Origin of the sequence: Acidovorax sp. SUPP3434 (assembly GCF_030159015.1) — a bacterium.
Classification (GTDB): domain Bacteria; phylum Pseudomonadota; class Gammaproteobacteria; order Burkholderiales; family Burkholderiaceae_C; genus Paracidovorax.
This window is the reverse complement of the sequence record NZ_BQXL01000001.1, coordinates 570,982-592,571: the sequence shown is the minus strand read 5'-3', so window position 1 is coordinate 592,571 and position 21,590 is coordinate 570,982. Positions and strand designations below refer to the sequence as shown.

Below are 21,590 nucleotides of genomic sequence, written 5' to 3'. Positions count from 1 at the left end.
GTTTTCCTGGCGCCCGGCCTGGGCGAGCGCCGATTGTCCGGCGTGCCGGCACCCTCGTCCAGTTTCACTGGTTGGAACAGCGGGGGTCACAAGACGGGGGGAACTGCCTAAGCTTTGGGCAGCCCGGCATGGCACACCGATGGGATGCCGGACGCGACCAGACCACAACAGGAGACAACGCAATGCCCACCCCCTTCGCTCGCCGTTGCGCGAGAGCGATTTCCCTCTTTCTCGCACTGGCCTGCCCGCTCGCCCCGGCCTGGGCCGGGTTTCCGGACAAACCCCTCAAGCTCGTCGTGCCCTTCGCCCCGGGCGGCGGCACCGACCTGATCGCGCGCACGCTGGGCGCGGAAATGTCCAAGGACCTGGGCCAGCCGGTCATCATCGAAAACAAGCCCGGCGCAGGCACCATGATCGGCACGGACAACGTGGCCAAGAGCCCGCCGGACGGCTACGTGGCCGTGGTGGCGTCCTTCGCGCATGCCATCAATCCGGCGCTGCAGCCCAAGCTGCCCTACGGCAGCAACAAGGCGTTCCAGCCGGTCATCCTGATCGGGCGCGGGCCCAACGTGCTGGTGGTGCGGCCCGAGAGCCCGTACAAGACCGTGGCCGAGGTGGTGGCCGCCGCCAAGGCCCATCCGGGCAAGCTCACTTACGCATCGCAGGGTGCGGGCACCTCCGCGCACCTGGCCGGCGAAATGTTCGGCAACCTCGCCAAGGTCTCGCTCACGCACATCCCCTACCGTGGCGCGGGCCCGGCGCTGACCGACCTGCTGGGCGGGCAGGTGGACATGATGTTCGCCACCGCCGCGGCGGTGTCCACCTTCGTGGACACCGGCAAGCTGCGCGCCCTGGGCGTGACGACCGCGCAGCCCTCCGACGCCTTCAAGGGCGTTCCGACCGTCGCGGCCACGGTGCCGGGCTATCGGGTGGAGAGCTGGTACGGCCTGTACGTGCCGGCCGGCACGCCCGCACCGGTGGTCGAGCGGCTCAACGCGGCGGCGCAGAAGGCGGCCCGCTCGCCCGACTTCGTTCGCAAGCTCGAACACGAAGGCCTGGTGATCAACGCCGGCCCCCCGGCGGAGCTGGACACCTACGTGCAGGCCGAGGAGCAGCGCTGGGCCCGGATCATCCAGGAAAACAGCATCAAGCCCGACTGAACGCCCTGCCCGCCCCCTGCCGGCACCGACCCCGATTCCCCTGTAGAGAGAACAAGCCATGCGCTACACCCTGATCGAACTGCACACCACCGACGCGGTGGCCACCATCACGCTCAACCGCCCCGACAAGCGCAACGCCATGAGCGACGACATGCGCACGGAGTTCATCGACGCGCTCGAAAAGGTGGCTTCGGACCGCAGCATCCGCGCCCTCGTCCTCACGGGCGCGGGCAAGGGCTTCTGCGCGGGCGGAGACATCGCCGGCATGCAGCGGCGCATGAACGCACCGGCGGGCGAGGTCGGCTTCAACGGCTGGCAGCGCCAGCAGCGCGTGCACCACACGCAGGCACTGCTGCACACCATGCCCAAGCCGGTGATCGCCGCCGTCAACGGCGCGGCCTCGGGCCTGGGCGCCGACACGGCGCTCGCCTGCGACTTCATCCTGGCCAGCGAGTGGGCCAGCTTCACCTGGAGCTACGTGCTGCGCGGCATCGTGCCGGACGGGGGCGGCATGTACTTCCTGCCGCGCCGGGTCGGCCTCTCGCAGGCCAAGCAGCTCATCTTCACCGGGCGCAAAGTGGACGCCGACGAGGCCCTGGCCCTGGGCATCGTGGACCGCCGTACCACGGCCGCCTCGCTGCTGGCCGACGCGCAGGCGTGGGCCAGGGAGCTGGGCAGCGCGTCGCCCACCGCGATCGCGCTCACCAAGACGATCCTCAACCAGAGCTTCGAGCGGACCTCGCACGACGTGTTCGCGCAGGGCAGCCAGGCGCAAGGTATCTGCTATACGAGCAGCGAGCACCGCGCCGCTGTGGAGGCGTTCCTGGCCCGTTCGGCCGCCACGGAGTGATGCCATGAACGAAGCCATCGCCAAGCTGCTGTCGCCGCGCAGCGTCGCCGTCATCGGCGCCTCGGCCGACCCGCAAAAGACCACGGGCCGTCCGGTGGCCTATCTGCAAAAGCACGGGTTCTCGGGCCGCATCCTGCCGGTCAATCCTAAGGTGGATCGCATCGGCGACCTGCCCTGCTATCCCGACGTGGCCTCGCTGCCCGAGGTGCCGGACGTGGCCGTGGTGCTGCTGGGCGCCGAGCGCGCTCACCAGACGGTCCGGGAGCTGTCGGCGCGCGGCTGCGCGGCGGCCATCGTGCTGGCCAGCGGCTACACCGAAACCGGCGAGGAAGGCGCGCACCGCCAGGCGCAACTCATGGAGGCGGCCGGCCGCATGCGCATCCTGGGGCCCAACACCATCGGGCTGGTCAACCTGACCGACGGCATCGTGCTATCGCCCTCCGGCGCGCTGGAGATGGATGCGTTTCCGGTGGGCGGCATCGGCGTGGTGTCGCAAAGCGGCGGCATCCTGGGCTCGCTGCTGTCGCGCGCGGCGGCGCGGGGCATCGGCCTGTCCAAGCTCATCTCCACCAGCAACGAGGTGGATCTGGAGCTGGCCGATTTCATCGACCACCTGGCCGACGACCCGGCCACCCAGGTGATCGCGCTGTATGTCGAGGCGGTGCGCCACCCGGCCCGGTTCCGGGCGGCCTGCCTCAAGGCCGCGCGCGCCGGCAAGCCGGTGGTGGCCTTCAAGGTGGGGCGCTCCGAGGCCGGGGCGCAGGCCGCCGTGTCGCACACCGGCGCCCTGGCCGGTGCCGACCGCATGTACGACGCGCTGTTCAAGCAGGTGGGCGTGATCCGCGCGGAGCGCTTCGCCGACCTGCTGGACGTGCCGGCCGCGCTGTGCACCGGGCGGCGCCTGCGCGGCAACCGCGTGGCCATCCTCACCTCGACCGGGGGCGCGGGCACGCTGGTGTCCGACGACCTGGGCGTGGCCGGCTTCGAGACCCCCCCGCCCGATGCGGCCACGGCCCAGGCGCTGCGGGCCCTGCAGACCGGCAGCGAGGCGGTGCTGGACCGCAACCCCATCGACGTCACGCTCGCCGGGCTGCGGCCCGACCTGCTGCGGGGCGCCATCACGGCGCTGCTGGCCAGCCCGCGCTACGACGCGCTGGTCATCATCGTCGGCTCCTCCAGCCTGGCGATGCCGGAGCTGCTGGCCGGCGCGATCCAGGCTTGCCTGCCGGATTCCGACAAGCCGGTGCTGGCCTACGTCAGCCCGCACGCACCGGAGATCGGGGCGCTGCTGACTCAGCGCGGCGTGCCGGCCTTCGCCGCCGCCGAAAGCTGCACCGCTGCGCTGGCCGGCATGCTGCGTGCGAGCCGCTTCGAGGTGCCGGGGGAGCCCGGGGCCGCCGCCCTGGCCACGGGCCCGGCCGCGGTGGCGCTGGAGCCGTTGCCCAGCGGGCCGCTGGACGAAGCGCAGGCGAAGGCGGTGTTCGGCCGCTTCGGCGTGCCCTGCGCGGCGGAGCGCATGGTGGGCACGGCGGCCGAGGCCGAAGCCGCCGCGCTCGAACTGGGCGGTCCGGTGGTGCTCAAGATCCTGTCCTCGCGAATCACGCACAAGAGCGACGTGGGCGGTGTGGCCGTGGGCCTGCTGCCGCAGACCATCGGCGCGCGGCTGGACCGGATGGCCGATGAGGTCGAGGCCCGGGCCGGCGAGCGTCCGGACCGGTTTCTGGTCCAGCAGATGGTCGGGGGCGGCACCGAGCTGATCCTCGGCCTGCACCGCGATGCGCTGGGCACCGCCGTGCTGCTGGGCATGGGGGGCGTGACGGCCGAACTGTTCCAGGACACCGCCCTGCGCCTGCTGCCCTGCGAGGGCGGCAGGCTCGGCGCGCTGAGCCGGGCCGAGGCGCTGTCCATGGCGCAGGAGCTCAAGACCTGGCCGCTGCTGGACGGCTTCCGGGGCCGGCCCTGCGCCGATGTGCAGGCCCTGGTGGACGCGGTGGTGGCCTTCTCGGCCATGGCCGCGCAGCTGGGCGACCGCGTGGTCGAGGCGGAGATCAACCCGGTGTTCGTCCTGCCCCGGGGCCAGGGCGTGTGCGCCGCGGACGGCGTGCTGGTGCTGGCGTGAGTGCGAGCACCTCCACGGCCGACGCCTTCGCTTCGTCCCCGGGTTTTGAAAGCAAAGGACATCCGCCCACCATGCATGCCACCGAAGTCTTCGGGCAATACGCCCGCGCGTTCCACCACACCGCCCTGCCCGATCCGGTGATCCACCACGCCAAGCGCGCCGTCATCGACTGGCATGCCTCGCTGTTTCCGGGCCTGGCGACTGCGCCGCTGGCCCAGCTGGAACAGGTGCTGGCCGACGACCTGGACCGCGGTCCCGCCCGCCTGGGCAACGGCCGCGCCGCCACGGCCCGGGCGGCGGCGCTGTACAACGGCGCGGCAGCGCACGCGGCCGAGGTGGACGACAGTTTTCGCGAGGCCATGTACCACCCCGGCGCGGCCACCATCGCTGCGGCCCTCGCGGCCGGCCAGCAGGCCGGCGCCAGCGGGCTGGCGTTCCTGCGCGCCCTGGTGCTGGGCTATGAAGTCTCCACCCGCATCGGCGTGGTCATGGGCCGGCCGCACTACCGCTTCTGGCACAACACCGGGACCGTGGGCGCCTTCGGCGCCGCGGCGGCGGCCGGCGGGGTGCTGCAGTTGGACGCTGCCCCCTTCGCCCATGCGCTGGCCACGGCGGCCACCTTCGCCTCAGGCCTGCAGCAGGCCTTCCGGATGGACTCGATGTCCAAGCCGCTGCACGCCGGCCGCGCGGCCGAGGCCGGCCTGCTGGCCGCGCAGTTGGCGCGCCAGGGCGTGACCGGCTCGCTGGACGTGCTGGATGGCGAGGCGGGCCTGGGCCGCGCCATGAGCGACGGCCCGGACTGGTCGCACGCCGGCGACACCCTGGGGCGCGACTTCCACATCACGCGCCTGACGTTCAAGAACCACATCGGCTGCGGGCACACGTTTGCGGCCATCGACGGCGCACTGGCGCTGCGCGCCGCGCACGGGCTGCAGCCGGCCGACATCCGCCACGTGCAGGTCGCCACCTATGGCCCGGCGCTGGACATCGCCTGCTACGAAAACCCGCAAACCGAAAACGAGGCCCGGTTCAGCCTGCGCTTCGTCGTGGCCACCGCCCTGGTACATGGCAGCGTGCGCCTGGCCGCCTACACGCCCGAGCGGCTGGCCGACCCGGCGCTGCGGGCCATGGTGGGCCGCATCGGCGCGGTGGTCGATCCCGAAATCGACGCCGCCTTTCCGGGCCGGCGGTCCGCCCGCGTGGACATCGAAACCCACGACGGCCGCCGCCTGGTGTGGCTGCAGCCGGACCGCAAGGGCGACCCCGAACTGCCGCTGTCGGACGAAGAGCTGGAGGGCAAATTCCTGGAACTGGCAGCGCCGGTCGTCGGCGCGGAGCGCGCACGGCGCCTGCTCGGTAACCTCTGGGCGCTGGACCGGGCGACGGACCTGCACGGCCTCGCGGCCTGATCCGGGCACGGCGGCCCGACCCGTCCGCCTTCCGGAGAAACCCGAGAGAGGCGCCCGGCCGCCAACTTTCGTGCGGGCGCTGCTCTGCCATGGTCATGAACCCGTTCTAAACTCGGCCCATGCCCCTCGCGCCCCACTTCTGCATGGATTGTCCTGTTCGGGTCCGTGCCATGGGCCGCCAAGGTGTTCTCCCTTCGGCGCCGCACGATGGGCTATGAAATCTTCTTCCTCGGCGGACTGCACCTTATGCTGATCGCGGTGCTGGCGCTGTTGCCCGGCGCCGAACTGCTGCAGCCGTCGCGGCGCACTAGGGTGCAGGCCGGGCTGGCCGGGGGGCTGGCCTCGGTGCTGATCATGGTGTTCACCCGGGCGTTCGACCCCCTGTATGCCGAGTTGCCCCACCCCACGGTGACGGCCGTGTGCACGGTGATGTTCGGCCCGCTGGCCGGGGCGCTGGCGGCTGGGGTGACGGCCGCCGGCTTCTGGGGCCTGTCGGCCGGGCCGCTGCCTGCCGGGCTGGGCGCGATCGGCTCGGTTTTCGCCATCGGCCTGCTGTGGCGCGGGGTGCGGCAGGCCACGGGCCTGAACCTGTGGGTGGTGATCGTCGCCGTCGCCGCCTGCCTGCCGCCGTGCATGCTGTTCTGGCGCGAAGGACTGGCGGGCGTCCTGCCGGAGGGCGACCTGATGCCCTGGCTGCAGCAACTGCCCTGGCGGTATGGCATGGGCTTTTTGATCCTGGGCGGTGGCACGCAGCTGCTGTGCAGCCGGGCCCGGGCCCTGCAGACGCTGCGCCAGCAGGAGCAGGAACTACTCATGGCCCTGGATGCCACCGGGGGCGGCCGCTGGGAGTGGGATGTGCCTCAGCGCCGGTTTTCCTACCGCGGCAGCTTCTACCAGGCCTTCGGGCTGGAAGACCGCGACGCCCGCCGTGGCGCTGGCACAGCGGCCCGGGACGCGAGCGACTGGCAGCGCTGGAACGAGCGCCGCCACCCGGACGACGCCGCCCGCCTGGCCACCTATCTGCAGCGCACCATGGAGGGGCACGAAGACAGCTTCAATGCCGAATTCCGCATGCAGGACATCCATGGCCGCTGGCGCTGGGTGATCGCCCGGGGCCAGGTGGCCGAGCGCGACGTACACGGCCGGCCGTTGCGACTGGTGGGCATGGACCTCGATGTGACCTCGCTGCACGAGATGCAGGAGGCGCTGCGGCTGTCGGAGGTCAAGTACACCACCATCTACCAGATGCTGCCCGACCCCGCCGGGGTGACGCGCCTGTCCGACGGTTGCTACCTGGACGTGAACGAGGCCTTCACCGAGCTGCTGGGCTACACCCGCGAACAGGCCGTGGGCCGCACCTCGATCGAGCTCGACATCTGGGCCCATCCCGAGCAGCGCGCGCAGATGGTGGCGCTGCACCGCCGCGACGGTTACGTGGACCGCATGCCGATGGTGGCGCAGCGGGGCAACCGCCCCATTCCCGGGCTGATGTCGGTGCGGCCCGTGACGGTTTCGGGCCAGGAATGCATCGTCTTCGTGTTCCACGACATGACGGCCGAGGAGCGCAGCCGCGCTCAGTTGATGGACGCCAACCGCCTGCTGCAGCAGGCCGGCCGCATGGCCCGCATGGGCGCGTGGGAGCACATCGTCGGGGATGGGCTGGTGTACTGGTCCGATGTCTCGTACGCCATCCACGGCCTGCCGCCCGACGCGCCGCTGCCGCGCACCGACTACCTGGAGCGGTTCGTGGTGCCGCAGTTCCGCGAGGCACTGCGCGAGCGCTTTCGGCAATGCGTCGTGGATCAGGCCGAATGGAGCATGCAGGTGCAGATCCAGCGGGCTGACGACGGCCGGCACATCTGGGTGACCGCCAGCGCCGAGCCGGTGCTGGAAAACGGACACGTCACCCGCGTGCGGGGCGTGATCCAGGACATCGACGAATCCCGGCGCGCCAGCGAGCGGCTGAGCCAGTCGGAGGACCGCTTCGCCCGCGTGTTCCGACTCATGCCCTACCCCATGGGCCTGTCGCGCCGCGAGGACGGCGCCTACATCGACGTCAACCCCGCCTGGGAGGCCCTGCTGGGCATTCCCCGGGACGAGGCCATCGGCCGCACCGCCGTCGAGCTGGGCATCATTACCCCGCAGGTGCGTGCGGCGCTGGTGGAATCCGTTCAGGACCGCACCGCCGTCAACGGCCTGGAAATCACGATGCGCACGCGCCACGACGGCTTGCGCACGGTGCTGCAGTCCATGCACGCCACCGAGATCGACGGCGTGCAGGCCTGGCTGTTCTCGGGGCACGACATCACCGAGCGCAAGCGCATGGAAGACCAGGTGCGCGAACGCGAGGCGCTGCTGTCGCTCACCATTTCGGCCGCCTCCATCGGCCTGTGGGACTGGAACCTGCAGACCGGCACGCTCACCGGCGACCGCCGCTGGCGCGACCTTCAGGGCCTGCCGCCTGCCGCCGGAGACCCCCCGCCCGTGCACTGGACGGCGGGCATGGCACCCGACGACATCGAGGCGGTGACCACCGAACTGGCGCGCCACACCGCCCATCCCGCCACGCCGTTCGACGCCACCTGGCAGATCGCCCTGCCCCAGGGGCCCGGCCGCTGGGTGCGCAACCTGGGCAAGATCGTGGACTACGACGAGGCCGGCCGCCCGCAGCGCATGCTGGGCGTGGGCATCGATGTGAGCAGCCAGCGCGTGCAGGAAGAGCTGCTGCAAAAGCTCGCCCATTTCGATGCGCTCACCGGCCTGCCCAACCGGGTGCTGCTGGCCACGCGGCTGCAGCAGGTCATGGCGCGGGCGCGCGAGCGGGGCCGGCTGCTGGGCGTGGCCTACCTCGACCTGGACGGCTTCAAGCCCGTGAACGACCGGCTCGGCCACGACGCGGGCGACCGCCTGCTGGTGATCGTGGCCGGCCGACTCACGCGGGCGCTGCGCCCCGTGGACTGCGTGGCGCGGCTGGGCGGCGACGAATTCGTCATCCTGCTGCCCGACCTCGCGACCCGCGCCGACGGCGAGCGCCTGCTGCGCCGGGTGATGGAAAGCGTGGCCGCGCCCTACACGCTGGGCACCGAGCGGGTGGCGGTGACGGTGACGGCCAGCGTGGGCTACACCATCTATCCCGACGACGACGCGGACGCCGATGCCCTGCTGCGCCATGCCGACCAGGCCATGTACGCGGCCAAGCAGTCCGGGCGCAACCGCTTCCACGCCTTCGACGCCGCGCAGGAGCGCGCGCTGAAGAGCCACCGCGAACAGGGCGAGAAGGTGCGCGATGCCATCGCGGCGGGCGAATTCGCCCTCTTCCTGCAGCCCAAGGTGGACATGCGCCAGGGCACGGTGGTGGGCGCCGAGGCGCTGGCGCGCTGGCATCACCCGCAACGCGGCACCCTGTCGCCCGGCGCCTTCCTGCACCTGATGGACGGCACCGACCTGGAGACGGTCTTCGGCGAATGGGTGGTGGACACGGCGCTGGACTGCATCGCCGCCCTGCTGCGCGCCGGCCTGCGGCTGCCGGTGAGCGTCAACATCTCGGCCCAGCACCTGCAGCGCGAAGGCTTTGCCGACTGGCTGGCCGGGCGCCTGGCGCAGCGGCCCGACGTGCCCGCGAGCCTGCTGGACATGGAGATCACCGAAAGCGCGGCGCTCTACGACATCGGCCACGTCGCGCTGCAGCTGCAGCAGTTGCGCGACCTGGGGGTGACGGTGTCGCTGGACGACTTCGGCACGGGGTATTCGTCGCTCACCTACCTGCGCCGCTTGCCCATGGACACGCTCAAGCTCGACCAGAGCTTCGTGCACGGGATGATGACCGACTCGGGCGACTTGGCCATCGTGCAGGGCGTGATCGGCCTGGCGCGGTCGTTCGGCTACTCCATCGTCGCCGAGGGCGTGGAAACCGTGGAGCAAGGGCAGATGCTGCAGCAGATGGGATGCGCGCTGGCACAGGGCTACTGCATCGCCCGGCCCATGCCTGCGGATGACCTGCCGCAGTGGCTGGCGCAATGGCATGCGCCCGAGGGCTGGCAACCGCGGGGCCTGTAGCGGCGGGCGCGCACCGGCGCCAACACACGTCAGCGGCAACGCATTGGAGTCAAAACGGCCTCCAGCACAATCAATACTAGGGCATAGCGCTACAAAAACAGTAGCAAACCGCGATCATCGGGGCCTGGCCGCCTGAGCGGCCATCGGCGTGCGGGCTGTCAGCCCACCAGTTCCTTCACCTGCTGCAGCGCCGCCGGGTCTTCCATCGTGGTCAGGTCGCCCGGGTCGCGCCGCTCGGCCACGGCCTGCAGGGCGCGGCGCAGCAGCTTGCCGCTGCGCGTCTTGGGCAGTGCCGCCACGAAGTGCACCCGCGCCGGCCGCGCCACGGCGCCCAGGCGCTGGGCCACCTGCTGCATCACCTCGCCCTCCAGCCGCAGGCGCGCCGCCTCATCGGTAAGCACCGCCGCATCGCGCACCACGGCGAACGCCATGGCTACCTGGCCCTTGAGCGCATCGGCCACGCCCACCACCGCCACCTCGGCGATCTGCGGGTGGCCGGCGATGCTCTCCTCGATCTCGCGCGTGCCCAGGCGGTGGCCGGCCACGTTGATCACGTCGTCGGTGCGCCCCAGGATGAAGTAGTAGCCATCGGCGTCGCGGATGCCCCAGTCGAAGGTGCTGTAGCGCATGGGGCCGGGCAGGCTTTTCCAATAGGTCTGCACGAAGCGCTCGTCGTCGCGCCACACGGTCTGCAGGCAGCCCGGGGGCAGCGGCCCTTCGATGGCCAGCACGCCCTTCTGGTCGGGCCCGGTGAGCTCCTCGCCCGTGGCCTCGTCGATCAGCTTCACGTCGTAGCCGTACATCGCCCGGCCCGGGCTGCCCAGGCGCGCCGCCTGCGGCTCCACGCCGCGGGCCAGGGTGAGGATGGGCCAGCCGGTTTCGGTCTGCCAGTAGTTGTCGATCACGGGCACGCCCAGCGCCTGGGCGATCCAATCGGCCGTGGGCGCGTCCAGCGGCTCGCCCGCCAGCCACAGGCCCTGCAGGCTGGACACGTCGTGCCGGCGCAGAAAGGCCGGGTCCTGCTTCTTGAGCACCCGCACTGCCGTCGGCGCCGAGAACATGTGCGTGACGCGGTACTTTTCCACCAGGCCCCACCACACCCCCGCATCGGGCCGGGTGGGCAGGCCTTCGTACACCAGCGTGGCCATGCCGGCGATCAGCGGGCCATAGACGATGTAGCTGTGGCCCACCACCCAGCCGATGTCGCTGGTGGCGAAGAACACGCCCGGGTTCGCAGCGGCGCCTTCGGCCGCTGCCCCGCCCTCTGCAGCGCCCACGCCGAAGATGTGCCGCATGCTGGCCGCCAGCGCCACCGCATAGCCGCCCGTGTCGCGCTGCACGCCCTTCGGCCGGCCGGTGGTGCCGCTGGTGTACAGCGTGTAGCTGGGGTGCGTGGCGTCCACCCATTCGCAGGGCACCTCGGCATGCAGGTGCTGCTCGCGCAGCGCCGCCCAGTCGTGGTCGCGGCCGGCCTGGCGGGCCATGGGCGCCAGGCCGCGGTCGATCAGCAGCACGGCGGCGGGCTGGTGGCGCGACTGGGCGATGGCCTCGTCCAGCAGCGGCTTGTAGGGCACCACCTTGCCGCCACGCGATCCCGCGTCGGCGCTCACGATGGCCACGGGCTCGGCATCGTCGATGCGCGTGGCGAGCGACGCGGCCGCGAAACCGCCGAACACCACGGAGTGCAGCGCGCCGATGCGCACGCAGGCCAGCATGGCAAACACCGCCTCGGCCACCATCGGCATGTAGATCAGCACGCGGTCGCCCTGCCCCACGCCCAGCGACCGCAGCGCGGCCGCCATGCGCTGCACCTCGGCATGCAGTTCGGCAAAGGAATAGGTGCGCTCGGTGTTCGTCTCGGTGGAGACGGCGATCAGCGCCGGCTGGCCGGCCCGGTGGGCCAGGTGGCGGTCCACCGCGTTGTGGCACAGGTTGGTGGTGCCCCCCACGAACCACCGCGCGAACGGCGGATCGCTGTCGTCGCAGATTTGCTGCGGCGGGGTGTGCCAGTCGATCAGGCGGGCCTGCTCGGCCCAGAAGGCGTCGCGGTCGTCGAGGGACCGGCGGTGGAAGTCGGCGTAACGGGGCATGGCTTGTCTCCTTGGGATCGTTCTTTTGCCAGGACCGCGCCATTCTGCCCACGGATCCCGACGCCGCCCTGACGTCGCTGTGGCCGCCCCCCTGACCACCACGCGCCCCGCCCACTGTCGCAATGGAGCGAATTCCGCCATGCGAGGCGCCATGCTCTCGTTTGCCCTCCCCACCTTGGCGCATGGCCCACCTACACTTTGAAACATCGGGCAAGGGCATCCACCCCAGTCACCCGAGGCCCCATTTCCCATTTCCTCTGGCTCAGCGTCCTGGAAGGCACCTTCATGACACCCACCCGTTTCACCATCGGCCGCCGCCTGGCACTCGTGCTCGGCACCATCCTGGTGCTGTTCCTGGTCAGTTGCCTGTACGGCATCGTCCAGCTCCGGGCCGTCACGCAAGAGATGAACACCATGCTCAACACGTCGCTGGCGAAGGAGCGGGCCGCCAGCGACTGGTATCGCAACATCACCAACGGCGCGCAGCGCGTGGCCGCCATCGCCAAGAGCAGCGATCCCTCGCTGGCGGACTTCTTCGCCGCCACCGCGGCCGAGTCGAGCAAGCAGTCATCGGCGCTGCAGCAGCAGATCGAAAAGATGCTGGACAGCGACGCCGAGAGGGCACTGTTCGCGCAGATCGGAGAGAACCGCAAGGCGTACCTTTCCACCCGCGACGAGGTGTCGCGCCTCAAGAAGGAAGGCAATGCCGAGGCCACGGCCCGGGCGTTCTCCGAACGCTACGAGCCAGCGTCCGTCAACCTGCAAAAGACCATGGCCAGGATGGCCGACCTGCAGCGCAGCGAGCTGGACGCGGCGGGCGAACGCATCCGCGCGGCCAGCCAGGCCGCTACCGGCTTGCTGACGGCCTTGTGCGTGGGCTCGCTGCTGCTGGCGGCGTTGCTGGCCTGGCGCCTGACGGTCAGCATCACGCGGCCGCTGGCCGAAGCGCGCCAGGTGGCCGAGCAGATCGCGGCCATGGACCTCACCGGCCAGGACCACGGCCGCCACGCCACCGACGAAACCGGCATGCTGCTGCGCGCCCTGGCCTCCATGCGCGGTGCGCTCGAAGGCTCTCTGATGGAGGTGCGCAATGTCGCCGACTCCATCGCCACCGCAACGCGCGAGATCGCCACCGGCAACGCCGATCTGAGCCAGCGCACCGAACAGACCGCGAGCAACCTGCAGGAAACCGCCAGTTCCATGGAAGAGCTGACCGCCACCGTCCGCCAGTCGGCCGACTCCGCCGCCACTGCCAACAAGCTCGCCAGCTCGGCTGCCGAAGTGGCCGCGCGCGGCGGGCAGGTGGTGACCCAGGTGGTGTCCACCATGGACGAGATCAACCAGAGCTCGCGCAAGATCAGCGACATCATCGGCGTGATCGACGGCATCGCCTTCCAGACCAACATCCTGGCGCTGAATGCCGCCGTCGAGGCCGCACGGGCCGGCGAGCAGGGCCGCGGCTTCGCGGTGGTGGCCAGCGAGGTGCGCAGCCTGGCCGGCCGCTCGGCCGACGCGGCCAAGGAGATCAAGGCCCTCATCGGCAACTCGGTCGAGAAGGTGGCGGCCGGCTCCCGCCTGGTGCAGGACGCTGGCACGACCATGGAAGAGATCGTGAACAGCGTGCAGCGCGTGAGCGACATCATCGGAGAGATCACCGCCGCTACCTCCGAGCAGTCGGACGGCATCCGCCAGGTGAACACCGCCGTCAACCAGCTCGACCAGATGACCCAGCAGAACGCGGCCCTGGTGGAGGAATCCGCAGCCGCCGCGGAAAGCCTGAACGACCAGGCCAGCCGCCTGGCGGCGACGGTGGCGCGGTTCCGGCTCAATGCGATGGGCAGCGCGGGCGTGGCGCGCGGGGCGCTTGGTTCGCCCTCGGGGGCTGGCATGCCGCGGCTTCGATGAGGGATCGCGGGGGCCGTTTCAATCGGCGCACGAATCGCTCGGCCGGCGATGGAGCGCATGGCAAGGGAATGTCGGCCTCCTCGCGGTGACGGTTCTCCACGGCTCGGGGCGCATGGTGCCGATGCCGACCTGATGACGACACCCTTGCCGAAACCACACGCCATCGAGGCGCCGGGCCTAGGGCCTGGCCAGCGTTTTCAGTAGCTGCTCTTGCATGGCGTCCACTGCCGCCGAGTGCCTGGATGCCTTGCTGCGCAGCGCGGCCACCTCCATGGAAATCAAGGGGGGCAGCTCGAATCCCTCGGGCAGGTTCTGCAATACCTGGAGATGGGCAGGCACGCTGCAGCGGGTAAAGACCGCGACGGCAAGGCCGCTTTCCACCGCAGCCAGTTGTCCCGCCAGGCTCGAACTGTGGTACACGACGCGGTGGGCCCGGCGATGGGCCGCGAGGCTGGACAGCGCCGCGGTTCTGGCCATGCTGCCTTCCTCGTAGACGGCAATGGGCAGCGGGGTCTTGCGCCACACCTCATGCTGTGGAGCGCCAGCCCAGACCAAGGGCTCCTGAAAGAGAAGCCGGCCCCGTTGCGGCTTGTCGCGGGACACGAGCGCCAGGTCCAACTCACCCCGTACCACCTTGGGGATGAGCGCAGTGGATTGCTCGCAGGTCAGCTCGATCTCCACTCCCAGGTAGCGGCCCGCGAAGCTACGCAACACCGGCGTCAGGTAGGTCGATGCATAGTCATCGGGAACGCCGAGCCGCACGCGCCCGGACAAGTCCGGCCCGAAAAGCGCCGTCTGCGCCTCCGTCTGAAGGGCCAGCATGCGGCGCGCATAGCCCAGCAGCTCGGCGCCCGCCGGCGTCAGTTGCAGATGGCGAGGCCCGCGCAGCAGCACCGGCCGTTCCAAGGCGGCCTCCAGTTTCTTGATTTGCATGCTCACGGCCGCCTGGGAGCGGTGAACCAGGGGTGCTGCCGCCGAGAGCGATCCCGCATCCACCACCGCCACAAAGGCGCGCAGCCAGTCGATTTGCAGATCGGGATAAGTCATTGAATGCTTTCGATGCTTGTTGAATTCGATTGTCGAATATCAGGCTATCGAACTATTTGCTTTACGGCAATCCGCCGCGGCATGAGCATCGGGGCATGGACCACAAGCCTTCCGCCACGTTGCAACCATCGCGCCCCATTGAGGTCGGCGCTTGCGCCAAGCGGGAAGCGCAGGGCCAATGGCTGATGATCGCCGGGGGTGTGCTGCTGGGCACCGTCGGCGTGTTCGTCGAAGAGGCGAATCAACACCCTTTGGTGACCGTGCTGTTTCGCTGCGCATTCGGAGCGTTGGCGTTGCTGGCATGGGGCATGGCAACCGGCCGAACGAGAGAGCTTCGCCTGCGCGGTCGCAGCGGATGGATCGTCTGCGCGACGGGCTGCCTGATGGTCGTGAACTGGGCGCTGTTCTTTGCCGCCATACCGCGCACGTCGATTGCCGTCGCGACGGTGGTCTTCCACATTCAACCGGTGTGGATCATGGTGTTCGGTGCGCTGGTGCTGCGCGAGCATGTCACTGCGGCGCAGAAAGCCGCAACCGCCGTGGCATTGGGCGGTCTGGTCTTGACCACCGGCCTGTGGGGCGGTGGCTCCGTGGCCGGCGCGTCCGGGTCCGACTATCTGACGGGCCTGCTGATGTGCCTGGGAGGATCGCTCAGCTACGCCGGCGTGACGATCATCGCCAAGACAGAGAAGGTCGTCACCCCGTTCGCACTGGCGTGGTGGCAGTGCGCGGTGGGGATGCTGGTGCTGCTGTGGGTCCCATGGGCGCATGGTTGGCCCTCGGACGCCGCCGCATGGGCCTGGCTGGCCGGGCTGGGCGTGCTGCATACCGGTCTGGCCTATGCCATTTTGTTCACGGGAATGGCCTGCCTGACTCTGGGCAGGGTCGCCGTGTTGCAGTATGTCTATCCATTGACGGCAGTGTTGCTGGACTGGGTGGTCTACGGCCGGATGCTGAGCCCGACCCAACTGGCAGGTGTCGGCCTGATGGCGCTGGCGCTCTTCGTCATCAAGACCCGATAGTCCGGCCACACGAATTGGAACGGAAGGCGCGCCGGCATGCCGCTCCAAGAATCCTCTCGCGGAGATGTCTCAGGGCCGACTTCCGCCGACACGCCCGTCAGAGGCCATTCACCAAGCCTTGGAGATGGATGAACCCGGCAGCCTTTGCGAACTGCGGCAATGTCCAGACCGCGCCATTGGCGCCCCAAGCGCCATCGGCGACTTCATGCAGAACCACCGAACTCGCGAGCGGGCGTGTGTCTTCCGGTGGCAACGCATGTTTGAACGCATCGTGTAGTTCGCGCACATAGAGTGCGCGGGAAGCGTCATCGAGTACGCCCGCAGGCACATGGACTATGGCCACGCAGGGCAGCAACTGCGACGTCAAGTCGGCGCCGCCGCAGGTCCACGAACCAGGGTCGATTTCGTCGATCAGGACCCAGCAGAGCATGCGCCTGTGCGGGTGATCTGGAATCTGTTCGGCCCGTGCTGCGGCAGCGTTGATTCCGCGCACGAGTGCAGCGCGGGCCTCCCCTGGGTAGGAGCCCTTGGGAAGGTGGACGAGTATGTTGGGCATGGCAGATCGCAATGAGTGGAATAGGCCGCCATTCCATCCTTTCGACCGCTAAACTGCGAGTGTCTATTCAGACATCTTTCCAGCGAAATCAGCCATGCAGGATTTCACCATTCTTGTAGTGCCGGGCGCCTACGCTACCAGCGTCGCAGTCACTCAGAACATGCTCCAGGCGACTGCGGCATTGGCGCCGCGGCTGAAGCTGCCGCAACCACGATGGCGCGTGGTGTCGCCAGATGGTGGGCCCGTGCCGCTCAGTGGCGGGCTGGTGATCGAAACGGTGCGGATGCCCATGCGCGCATCTGCAGACGCCTCGACCTGGATCGTGCCGGGGCTTGGCGTGGAGAGCCCCTTGGATATGGTGAGCCGCTTCTCCAATCAGGCTTGCGTCAAGGCCGCTTCGAGCTTGAGAAGGCATGTCGAAGGCGGCGGCCCCGTTGCAGCTTCGTGTTCCGGCGTTTTCCTTTTGCAGACGGCTGGCCTTTTGCAGGGACGGCGCGCCACGACTTCATGGTGGCTGGCGTCGGAGCTTCGCAGGCTTCAGCCCGACTGCGAGGTGGACGCGGATCGCATGGTGGTCAGCGACGGCCTCGTGACCACCGCAGGCGCTGCATTCGCTCACTCCGATCTCATGCTCCACCTGCTTCGGGCGCGCTGCTCCCCTGGCTTGGCGGACGCCGTGGGCAAGGTGCTGTTGATCGACGGCCGACAAGCCCAATCGCGATTCGTGGTGCCGTCCATGCTTGCCAACGGAAACGAGTTGATCGGGCGGCTGACTCAATTCATCGAATCTGCGTTGCCCAACCCACCCACCATCGGGGAACTGGCGGATGCTTTCGCCATGTCCCATCGCACCCTGTCGCGACATGTCCACGCGGCGACTGGGCAGGGCCCGTTGGCATTGATTCAGGCGGTTCGCTTGAACCGGGCACGCCTGTTGATCGAGAACAGCCGCATGTCGGTCGAGCAAGTTGCAGGGGAGGTGGGATACGGCGACGCGACCGCACTTCGGCGTTTGGTGCGGCAGGCCACAGGGGTCAATCCCAGCGCCTTTCGCAGCGGCGCCACCTGGCGCTAGCCATCACCGCCAACTTTCATGGCTGCCCGTCGAACGACTCCACACTGTCTGGCAGGCCCACCCAATCGTGACGACGCCGTGTCCAAATCTGGCGCTGCGGGGTGCCCAGTTCCTGCCGTTGCTTCAAAGTGCCGATCCGCAACGAGTAGGACTGCGGATTCTCGAGCGCACAGGCATACAGCGAACTCCCGCAGACTTCGCAAAACGCAAGCAGGCGCTGGTTGCCGCTGGCGGCCGTCTTGGTGTAGGTGCGGGGCTGCCCCTTGATCAGCCGGAAACCGTCTGCCGGCGCGGCGATGTTTGCCCGGAAGGCGGAGCCGGATTGGGCTTGGCAGTCCGCGCAGTGGCAGACCGTCGTGGTGCCGGGCTGTACCTGCGCTTCGTATTCGATGGCGCCGCAGTAGCAACTTCCTTCAACCTTCATCGTTGGCTCCTTCGGCCGTGGTGTTGGCCTGCGCCTTCAATCCTGCGGCAGATGGCACACCGCTTCCACGTTGTGGCCATCCGGCGCGATGACGAAAGCGGCGTAATAGTGCGGGTGGTAGTTCAGGCGCAGTCCGGGAGGGCCATTGTCCCGGCCCCCGGCTTCGATGGCCGCACGATGGAACGCGTCGACCTGGCGCCGGCTTTCCGCCGTGAACGCCAAGTGCAGCGGGCTCGGCCGGTCCTCCGCATCGTAGATCCAGAGCGAGGGTTTGCCGTTCTTGCCAAGGCCCGCCCCGTGCGGCCCCTTCATGGCGACGGCGATCCCCAGGGGCGCCAGGGCGCGCAAGAAGAAGGACGCACTGGCCTCGCTGTCGCTGGCGCGGATACCGATGTGGTCGAACATGAGAACTCCCGTTCGGGGATGTGAGGGTGGAGGCCGGCCCCTTCGGCCCCGTTTCCGCCAAGCCGGCCCAAGGCGGTTGTAGCGGCTGGCTCGTCAATCTGCATTGCGGCAGATCAATTCACGCCGAGGCACAGGACCCGGCCGCCACAGCGGTCACACTCGCCTCAACGGATCTTGTACAGCACCGCCGCGCCGGGCCTGGGTTCGAAGGCCGGCACGGTGCGTTGTTTCAGGGGGGCGCCCTTGGCATCCCAGACCAGCGTCTCCACCGGGTACTCGTCCTTGCGCGTCATGGCGCCGATCTGCTGGACGATCACGGCCGAAGCAGCCGCCACTTCCGGGTTCCATGCGAACACACCGACCCTGCCGTAGAACACGGCCGGTGCGTCGGCATCGAGGCGACGGTCCGGGCACATCACCAGGCCACGGTTCCGCATGACCCGCAATGCGCCGACGGGCACGGCCTTGACCGTGGGCGTGGTGCGCTCGGTGCTGTGGCCGGGGCAGACATTGGCCGAGCGGGTCACCATGTCGTCGGCCACCTGCCGGTCGGATTGCGCAAATGCGGGCAGGGTCGCACCAGACAGGGCGAGCAAAGCGAAGGCGGACTTCCAGTGCATGGGGTGAAAACTCCTTGTGAGGGTAAAACTCCAAACCGTGGCAGCCGCACCGCAGGGGCGGCCGCCAACGGCGCGATCAGATCCTGCCATCCCGGTCACCGGGCGCTGCCCAGGGATGGCACAGGGGCGGGCTCTCCGGCACGCACCCCTGCCCCAGGCTCACTTCACCAGCGCCAGCAAATCCTTGAAGGCCGGGTGCTCCGCCGTGCGGGCCCATTCGAAGATGACCATCTCGGTCGTGACCAGTTCGGCGCCCGCGCCGGCCAGGCGATCGAAGGCGGCGTCGCGGTTGCGCTCGGTGCGCGAGCCGCAGGCGTCGGTCACCACGCACACGTCGAATTCGTCCTCCAGCAGGTCCAGCGCGGTCTGCAGCAGGCACACATGGGCCTCGCAGCCGGCAATGACGATGGCGCCGGGCTCTTCGGCCGTGGGCTGGGGTTTCTGCAGGTGCTTGGGCAGGCTGCGGGCGTTGCCGGCAGGCGGCTTGGGTTCGGGGCGCAGCCATTCGCCCAGGCCTTCCTCGGCGGCGCTGAAATGCATCTTGGCCAGGGTCTTGCGGCACAGCGCACGCAGCGCCGGGTCGTTGGGCCCCAGGCGTGATGGGTTTTGCTCAGTGCCCCAGACCGGCACCTCCATCAACTGGGCCGCCCGGGCCAGACGCAGCGCGTTGGCCAGCACGGCCGGGCCTTCGAAGATGGCGGGCATCAGGCGTTCCTGGTAATCGACCAGGACGAGTTGGGATTCGGAGGCGTCGAGCAGCATGGGCGGGGTGCGCTGGGCAAAAGGTGAAAGATGCGGGGATTGTCGCAGCCGTGCTTGGCACAGGTTCCTTGGCACAGGTTCCTTGGGACAGCACGACGGGGGCGGACCGGCTCAAGGGGTGCCCGATCCGCTGATCGGTCAGCGCGTCAGGCGCAGCAGCCGGCCCTGGGGGCCATCGGTCAGCAGATACAGCCAGCCGTCCGGACCCTGGCGAACGTCGCGGATGCGTTCGGCCAGGCCGCCGAGCAGGTATTCGTCGCGCACCACCTTGCCGTTCGCCAGCTCCAGCCGATGCAGCCGGCTGAACTTGAGCGAGCCGATGAACAGGCTGCCCCGCCAGTCGGCGCCATAGCGGTCGCTGGTCAGAAAGGCCATGCCCGACGGCGCGATGGACGGCACCCAGTAGTGCAGCGGTGGCTCCATGCCCGCCTTGTGCGTCAGCCCTTCCCCGATCTTGCCGCCGCCATAGTTCTCGCCGTAGGTGACGACCGGCCAGCCGTAATTGCGGCCGGCCTGGGGCACGTTGATTTCATCGCCCCCCTGCGGGCCGTGCTCGTGGACCCACAGCCGCCCGTCCGGGGCGATGGTCGCGCCCTGCGGGTTGCGGTGGCCCCAGCTCCAGATTTCTGGCAGCGCGCCGGCCCCGGTCGGGTTGCCCGGGCCCGGCGAACCATCGGGCTGCACATGGATGATCTTGCCCAGGTGGCTGTCGAGCTTCTGGGCGTCTTCCTTGCGGGTGGAGCGCTCGCCCACGGCCAGAAAGATCGATCCGTCCCGGGCCTGCGCGATGCGGCAGCCGAAGTGCAGCGAGCTCTGCACCTTGGGCCGTTGGCTGAAGATCACGCGCACGTCGCTCAAGGCGGTTTCGCCAGAGGCCAGCACTGCGCTCGCCATGGCGGTGCTGTTGCCGGCCTCGCCCTGCGCCGCGGGCTCGGAGTAGCAAAAAAAGATGCGTCGGTTGCGCTCGAAGTCCGCGTCGGTGACCACATCGAGCAGGCCGCCCTGCCCGCCGAACACGACAGGCGGCAGGCCGGGTATGGGCGGGTTGATGCGGCCATTGGCCTCCACCACCCGCAGGCGGCCCACACGCTCCGTCACCAGGAACCGCCCGCCCGGCAGGAACGCCACGGCCCAGGGATTGGACAGGTCCTGCGCCACCGTCACGGCATTGGCCTGGTTTTTGGCCGCCTGGGGGGCGACCGGGGTGGCAGTCTGGGCCCCCGCCGTTCCATGCGCGAGCGCCATGGCGGCTGTGCAGGATGTCAGCGCAACGCGCAGAAAACGATTCAAACGCACATATTTATCAAATTTCATGCGACGGAATTGGTGGATGAATGTAACGCCGTTATGCACTGTGCCTATGGGGCAGGCCCCCAATTTGCTTGGATCGCCGGTGACAAAGCATGCCACGCCCGCTGATCCATAGTCAAAAGCCATGAAGCCTGAACCTTTGCGACATTTTTTGCCAAAAGATGCCCGGAGACGCGTGTTACCCTCGCGCCCCATGTCTCGATGGATTTGCCTATTGTTGCTGGCCTGCGCCAGCGCCCACGCCGCCCCCAACAATGCGCCCTCTGATGATCTGGACCGTCTTGTCCGCGAGAAGACCATGCTCTCGCAGCTGCAGGAAGCCCGGCACAACGTGCAGGATAAGGCCGGAGAAGTCGTCGCCACGGCCATGGGATTCCTCGGAGTTCCCTACCGCCGGGGGGGCAACGACGTCGAAACCGGTTTTGATTGCAGCGGCTTCATCCGCACGATCTACGGCAAGGCGGCTGGCCTCGTGCTCCCGCGCCGCGCCGACCAGCAAGCGGCCGCCACCGAGAAGATCGAGAAAAAAGACCTTCAACCGGGCGACCTCGTCTTTTTCAACACCATGCGCCGCGCCTTCAGCCATGTCGGCATGTACGTGGGTGACGGCAAGTTCATCCACTCGCCCCGCAGCGGCGCGGAAGTCCGCGTGGAAGACATGGGCGCGTCCTACTGGCAGCGCCGCTTCAACGGCGCCCGCCGGGTGAGCACCGACGACACTGGCAAGGACGGCTCGGCCAACTGAGTTTTTCGGCAGGGTGCGCCGCGTGCGCATGGGG

General features: G+C 69.2%; 17 protein-coding genes. 9 read left to right on the top strand and 8 right to left on the bottom strand.

The window, feature by feature from the left end:
* Positions 1–182: 182 nt before the first annotated feature.
* From AVKW3434_RS02645 to AVKW3434_RS02625, 5 genes are all read left to right on the top strand, one after another.
* Positions 183–1,160 (top strand): tripartite tricarboxylate transporter substrate binding protein, encoded by a 978-nt coding sequence (locus AVKW3434_RS02645; protein ID WP_272569280.1) that lies wholly within the window; start codon positions 183–185, stop codon positions 1,158–1,160.
* Between the two features lie 58 nt (positions 1,161–1,218).
* The gene (locus AVKW3434_RS02640) at positions 1,219–2,010 is read left to right on the top strand and encodes an enoyl-CoA hydratase/isomerase family protein (protein ID WP_284404118.1); all 792 of its coding nucleotides are present in this window, start codon (positions 1,219–1,221) and stop codon (positions 2,008–2,010) included.
* A 4-nt stretch (positions 2,011–2,014) separates the two neighbouring features.
* Positions 2,015–4,129 (top strand): acetate--CoA ligase family protein, encoded by a 2,115-nt coding sequence (locus AVKW3434_RS02635; protein WP_284404116.1) that lies wholly within the window; start codon positions 2,015–2,017, stop codon positions 4,127–4,129.
* A 71-nt stretch (positions 4,130–4,200) separates the two neighbouring features.
* Positions 4,201–5,538, top strand: coding sequence for an MmgE/PrpD family protein (locus AVKW3434_RS02630; RefSeq protein WP_284404114.1), 1,338 nt, complete (start codon positions 4,201–4,203; stop codon positions 5,536–5,538).
* A gap of 207 nt (positions 5,539–5,745) precedes the next feature.
* Positions 5,746–9,594, top strand: coding sequence for an EAL domain-containing protein (locus AVKW3434_RS02625; RefSeq protein ID WP_284404599.1), 3,849 nt, complete (start codon positions 5,746–5,748; stop codon positions 9,592–9,594).
* A gap of 158 nt (positions 9,595–9,752) precedes the next feature.
* Here the strand turns inward: AVKW3434_RS02625 and AVKW3434_RS02620 are convergent, their stop codons facing one another.
* Entirely contained in the window at positions 9,753–11,684 is a 1,932-nt protein-coding gene (locus AVKW3434_RS02620) for a propionate--CoA ligase (protein WP_284404113.1), read from the bottom strand.
* Between the two features lie 285 nt (positions 11,685–11,969).
* On the opposite strand from AVKW3434_RS02620, the gene AVKW3434_RS02615 reads away from it, so the two are divergent.
* A complete protein-coding gene (locus AVKW3434_RS02615) occupies positions 11,970–13,589 on the top strand; it encodes a methyl-accepting chemotaxis protein (RefSeq protein WP_284404112.1) in 1,620 nt (539 codons plus the stop codon).
* Positions 13,590–13,766: 177 nt separating this feature from the next.
* On the opposite strand, the gene AVKW3434_RS02610 is transcribed toward AVKW3434_RS02615, so the two are convergent.
* Positions 13,767–14,636 carry a LysR family transcriptional regulator gene (locus tag AVKW3434_RS02610; RefSeq protein WP_284404111.1) on the bottom strand — a complete coding sequence of 290 codons (870 nt, stop codon included), beginning with the start codon at positions 14,634–14,636 and terminating at the stop codon, positions 13,767–13,769.
* 95 nt (positions 14,637–14,731) lie between these two features.
* Between AVKW3434_RS02610 and AVKW3434_RS02605 the strand changes: the two genes are divergently transcribed.
* Positions 14,732–15,658, top strand: coding sequence for a DMT family transporter (locus AVKW3434_RS02605; protein WP_502869014.1), 927 nt, complete (start codon positions 14,732–14,734; stop codon positions 15,656–15,658).
* Positions 15,659–15,755: 97 nt separating this feature from the next.
* Here the strand turns inward: AVKW3434_RS02605 and AVKW3434_RS02600 are convergent, their stop codons facing one another.
* Entirely contained in the window at positions 15,756–16,214 is a 459-nt protein-coding gene (locus tag AVKW3434_RS02600; RefSeq protein WP_284404110.1) for a tautomerase family protein, read from the bottom strand.
* Between the two features lie 94 nt (positions 16,215–16,308).
* On the opposite strand from AVKW3434_RS02600, the gene AVKW3434_RS02595 reads away from it, so the two are divergent.
* Positions 16,309–17,289, top strand: a complete 981-nt coding sequence (locus AVKW3434_RS02595; protein WP_284404108.1) for a GlxA family transcriptional regulator — start codon at positions 16,309–16,311, stop codon at positions 17,287–17,289.
* Positions 17,290–17,305: 16 nt separating this feature from the next.
* On the opposite strand, the gene AVKW3434_RS02590 is transcribed toward AVKW3434_RS02595, so the two are convergent.
* The 5 genes from AVKW3434_RS02590 to AVKW3434_RS02570 form a co-directional block, all read right to left on the bottom strand.
* Positions 17,306–17,713: a GFA family protein gene (locus tag AVKW3434_RS02590; RefSeq protein WP_284402811.1), complete on the bottom strand. Its 408-nt coding sequence runs from the start codon at positions 17,711–17,713 to the stop codon at positions 17,306–17,308.
* Between the two features lie 36 nt (positions 17,714–17,749).
* Positions 17,750–18,118, bottom strand: coding sequence for a VOC family protein (locus AVKW3434_RS02585; protein ID WP_284404106.1), 369 nt, complete (start codon positions 18,116–18,118; stop codon positions 17,750–17,752).
* Positions 18,119–18,282: 164 nt separating this feature from the next.
* The gene (locus AVKW3434_RS02580; protein ID WP_284404104.1) at positions 18,283–18,738 is read right to left on the bottom strand and encodes a hypothetical protein; all 456 of its coding nucleotides are present in this window, start codon (positions 18,736–18,738) and stop codon (positions 18,283–18,285) included.
* A 159-nt stretch (positions 18,739–18,897) separates the two neighbouring features.
* Positions 18,898–19,500, bottom strand: coding sequence for an isochorismatase family protein (locus AVKW3434_RS02575; protein WP_272569259.1), 603 nt, complete (start codon positions 19,498–19,500; stop codon positions 18,898–18,900).
* 138 nt (positions 19,501–19,638) lie between these two features.
* Positions 19,639–20,745, bottom strand: coding sequence for a PQQ-dependent sugar dehydrogenase (locus AVKW3434_RS02570; protein WP_284404103.1), 1,107 nt, complete (start codon positions 20,743–20,745; stop codon positions 19,639–19,641).
* 259 nt (positions 20,746–21,004) lie between these two features.
* Here AVKW3434_RS02570 and AVKW3434_RS02565 point away from each other — a divergent pair, with 259 nt between their 5' ends.
* Entirely contained in the window at positions 21,005–21,556 is a 552-nt protein-coding gene (locus tag AVKW3434_RS02565) for a C40 family peptidase (RefSeq protein ID WP_284404595.1), read from the top strand.
* Positions 21,557–21,590: the final 34 nt, after the last annotated feature.

What these genes read in the sequence shown, in the direction of transcription:
- AVKW3434_RS02615 (WP_284404112.1), top strand. Translation starts at nt 11,970, where the DNA reads ATGACACCCACCCGTTTCACCATCGGCCGCCGCCTGGCACTCGTGCTC.
- AVKW3434_RS02645 (WP_272569280.1), top strand. Translation starts at nt 183, where the DNA reads ATGCCCACCCCCTTCGCTCGCCGTTGCGCGAGAGCGATTTCCCTCTTT.
- AVKW3434_RS02570 (WP_284404103.1), bottom strand. Translation starts at nt 20,745, where the DNA reads ATGGCGCTCGCGCATGGAACGGCGGGGGCCCAGACTGCCACCCCGGTC.
- AVKW3434_RS02585 (WP_284404106.1), bottom strand. Translation starts at nt 18,118, where the DNA reads ATGTTCGACCACATCGGTATCCGCGCCAGCGACAGCGAGGCCAGTGCG.
- AVKW3434_RS02610 (WP_284404111.1), bottom strand. Translation starts at nt 14,636, where the DNA reads ATGACTTATCCCGATCTGCAAATCGACTGGCTGCGCGCCTTTGTGGCG.
- AVKW3434_RS02580 (WP_284404104.1), bottom strand. Translation starts at nt 18,738, where the DNA reads ATGCACTGGAAGTCCGCCTTCGCTTTGCTCGCCCTGTCTGGTGCGACC.
- AVKW3434_RS02635 (WP_284404116.1), top strand. Translation starts at nt 2,015, where the DNA reads ATGAACGAAGCCATCGCCAAGCTGCTGTCGCCGCGCAGCGTCGCCGTC.
- AVKW3434_RS02565 (WP_284404595.1), top strand. Translation starts at nt 21,005, where the DNA reads ATGTCTCGATGGATTTGCCTATTGTTGCTGGCCTGCGCCAGCGCCCAC.
- AVKW3434_RS02640 (WP_284404118.1), top strand. Translation starts at nt 1,219, where the DNA reads ATGCGCTACACCCTGATCGAACTGCACACCACCGACGCGGTGGCCACC.
- AVKW3434_RS02595 (WP_284404108.1), top strand. Translation starts at nt 16,309, where the DNA reads ATGCAGGATTTCACCATTCTTGTAGTGCCGGGCGCCTACGCTACCAGC.
- AVKW3434_RS02575 (WP_272569259.1), bottom strand. Translation starts at nt 19,500, where the DNA reads ATGCTGCTCGACGCCTCCGAATCCCAACTCGTCCTGGTCGATTACCAG.
- AVKW3434_RS02630 (WP_284404114.1), top strand. Translation starts at nt 4,201, where the DNA reads ATGCATGCCACCGAAGTCTTCGGGCAATACGCCCGCGCGTTCCACCAC.
- AVKW3434_RS02605 (WP_502869014.1), top strand. Translation starts at nt 14,732, where the DNA reads ATGGACCACAAGCCTTCCGCCACGTTGCAACCATCGCGCCCCATTGAG.
- AVKW3434_RS02600 (WP_284404110.1), bottom strand. Translation starts at nt 16,214, where the DNA reads ATGCCCAACATACTCGTCCACCTTCCCAAGGGCTCCTACCCAGGGGAG.
- AVKW3434_RS02590 (WP_284402811.1), bottom strand. Translation starts at nt 17,713, where the DNA reads ATGAAGGTTGAAGGAAGTTGCTACTGCGGCGCCATCGAATACGAAGCG.
- AVKW3434_RS02625 (WP_284404599.1), top strand. Translation starts at nt 5,746, where the DNA reads ATGGGCTATGAAATCTTCTTCCTCGGCGGACTGCACCTTATGCTGATC.
- AVKW3434_RS02620 (WP_284404113.1), bottom strand. Translation starts at nt 11,684, where the DNA reads ATGCCCCGTTACGCCGACTTCCACCGCCGGTCCCTCGACGACCGCGAC.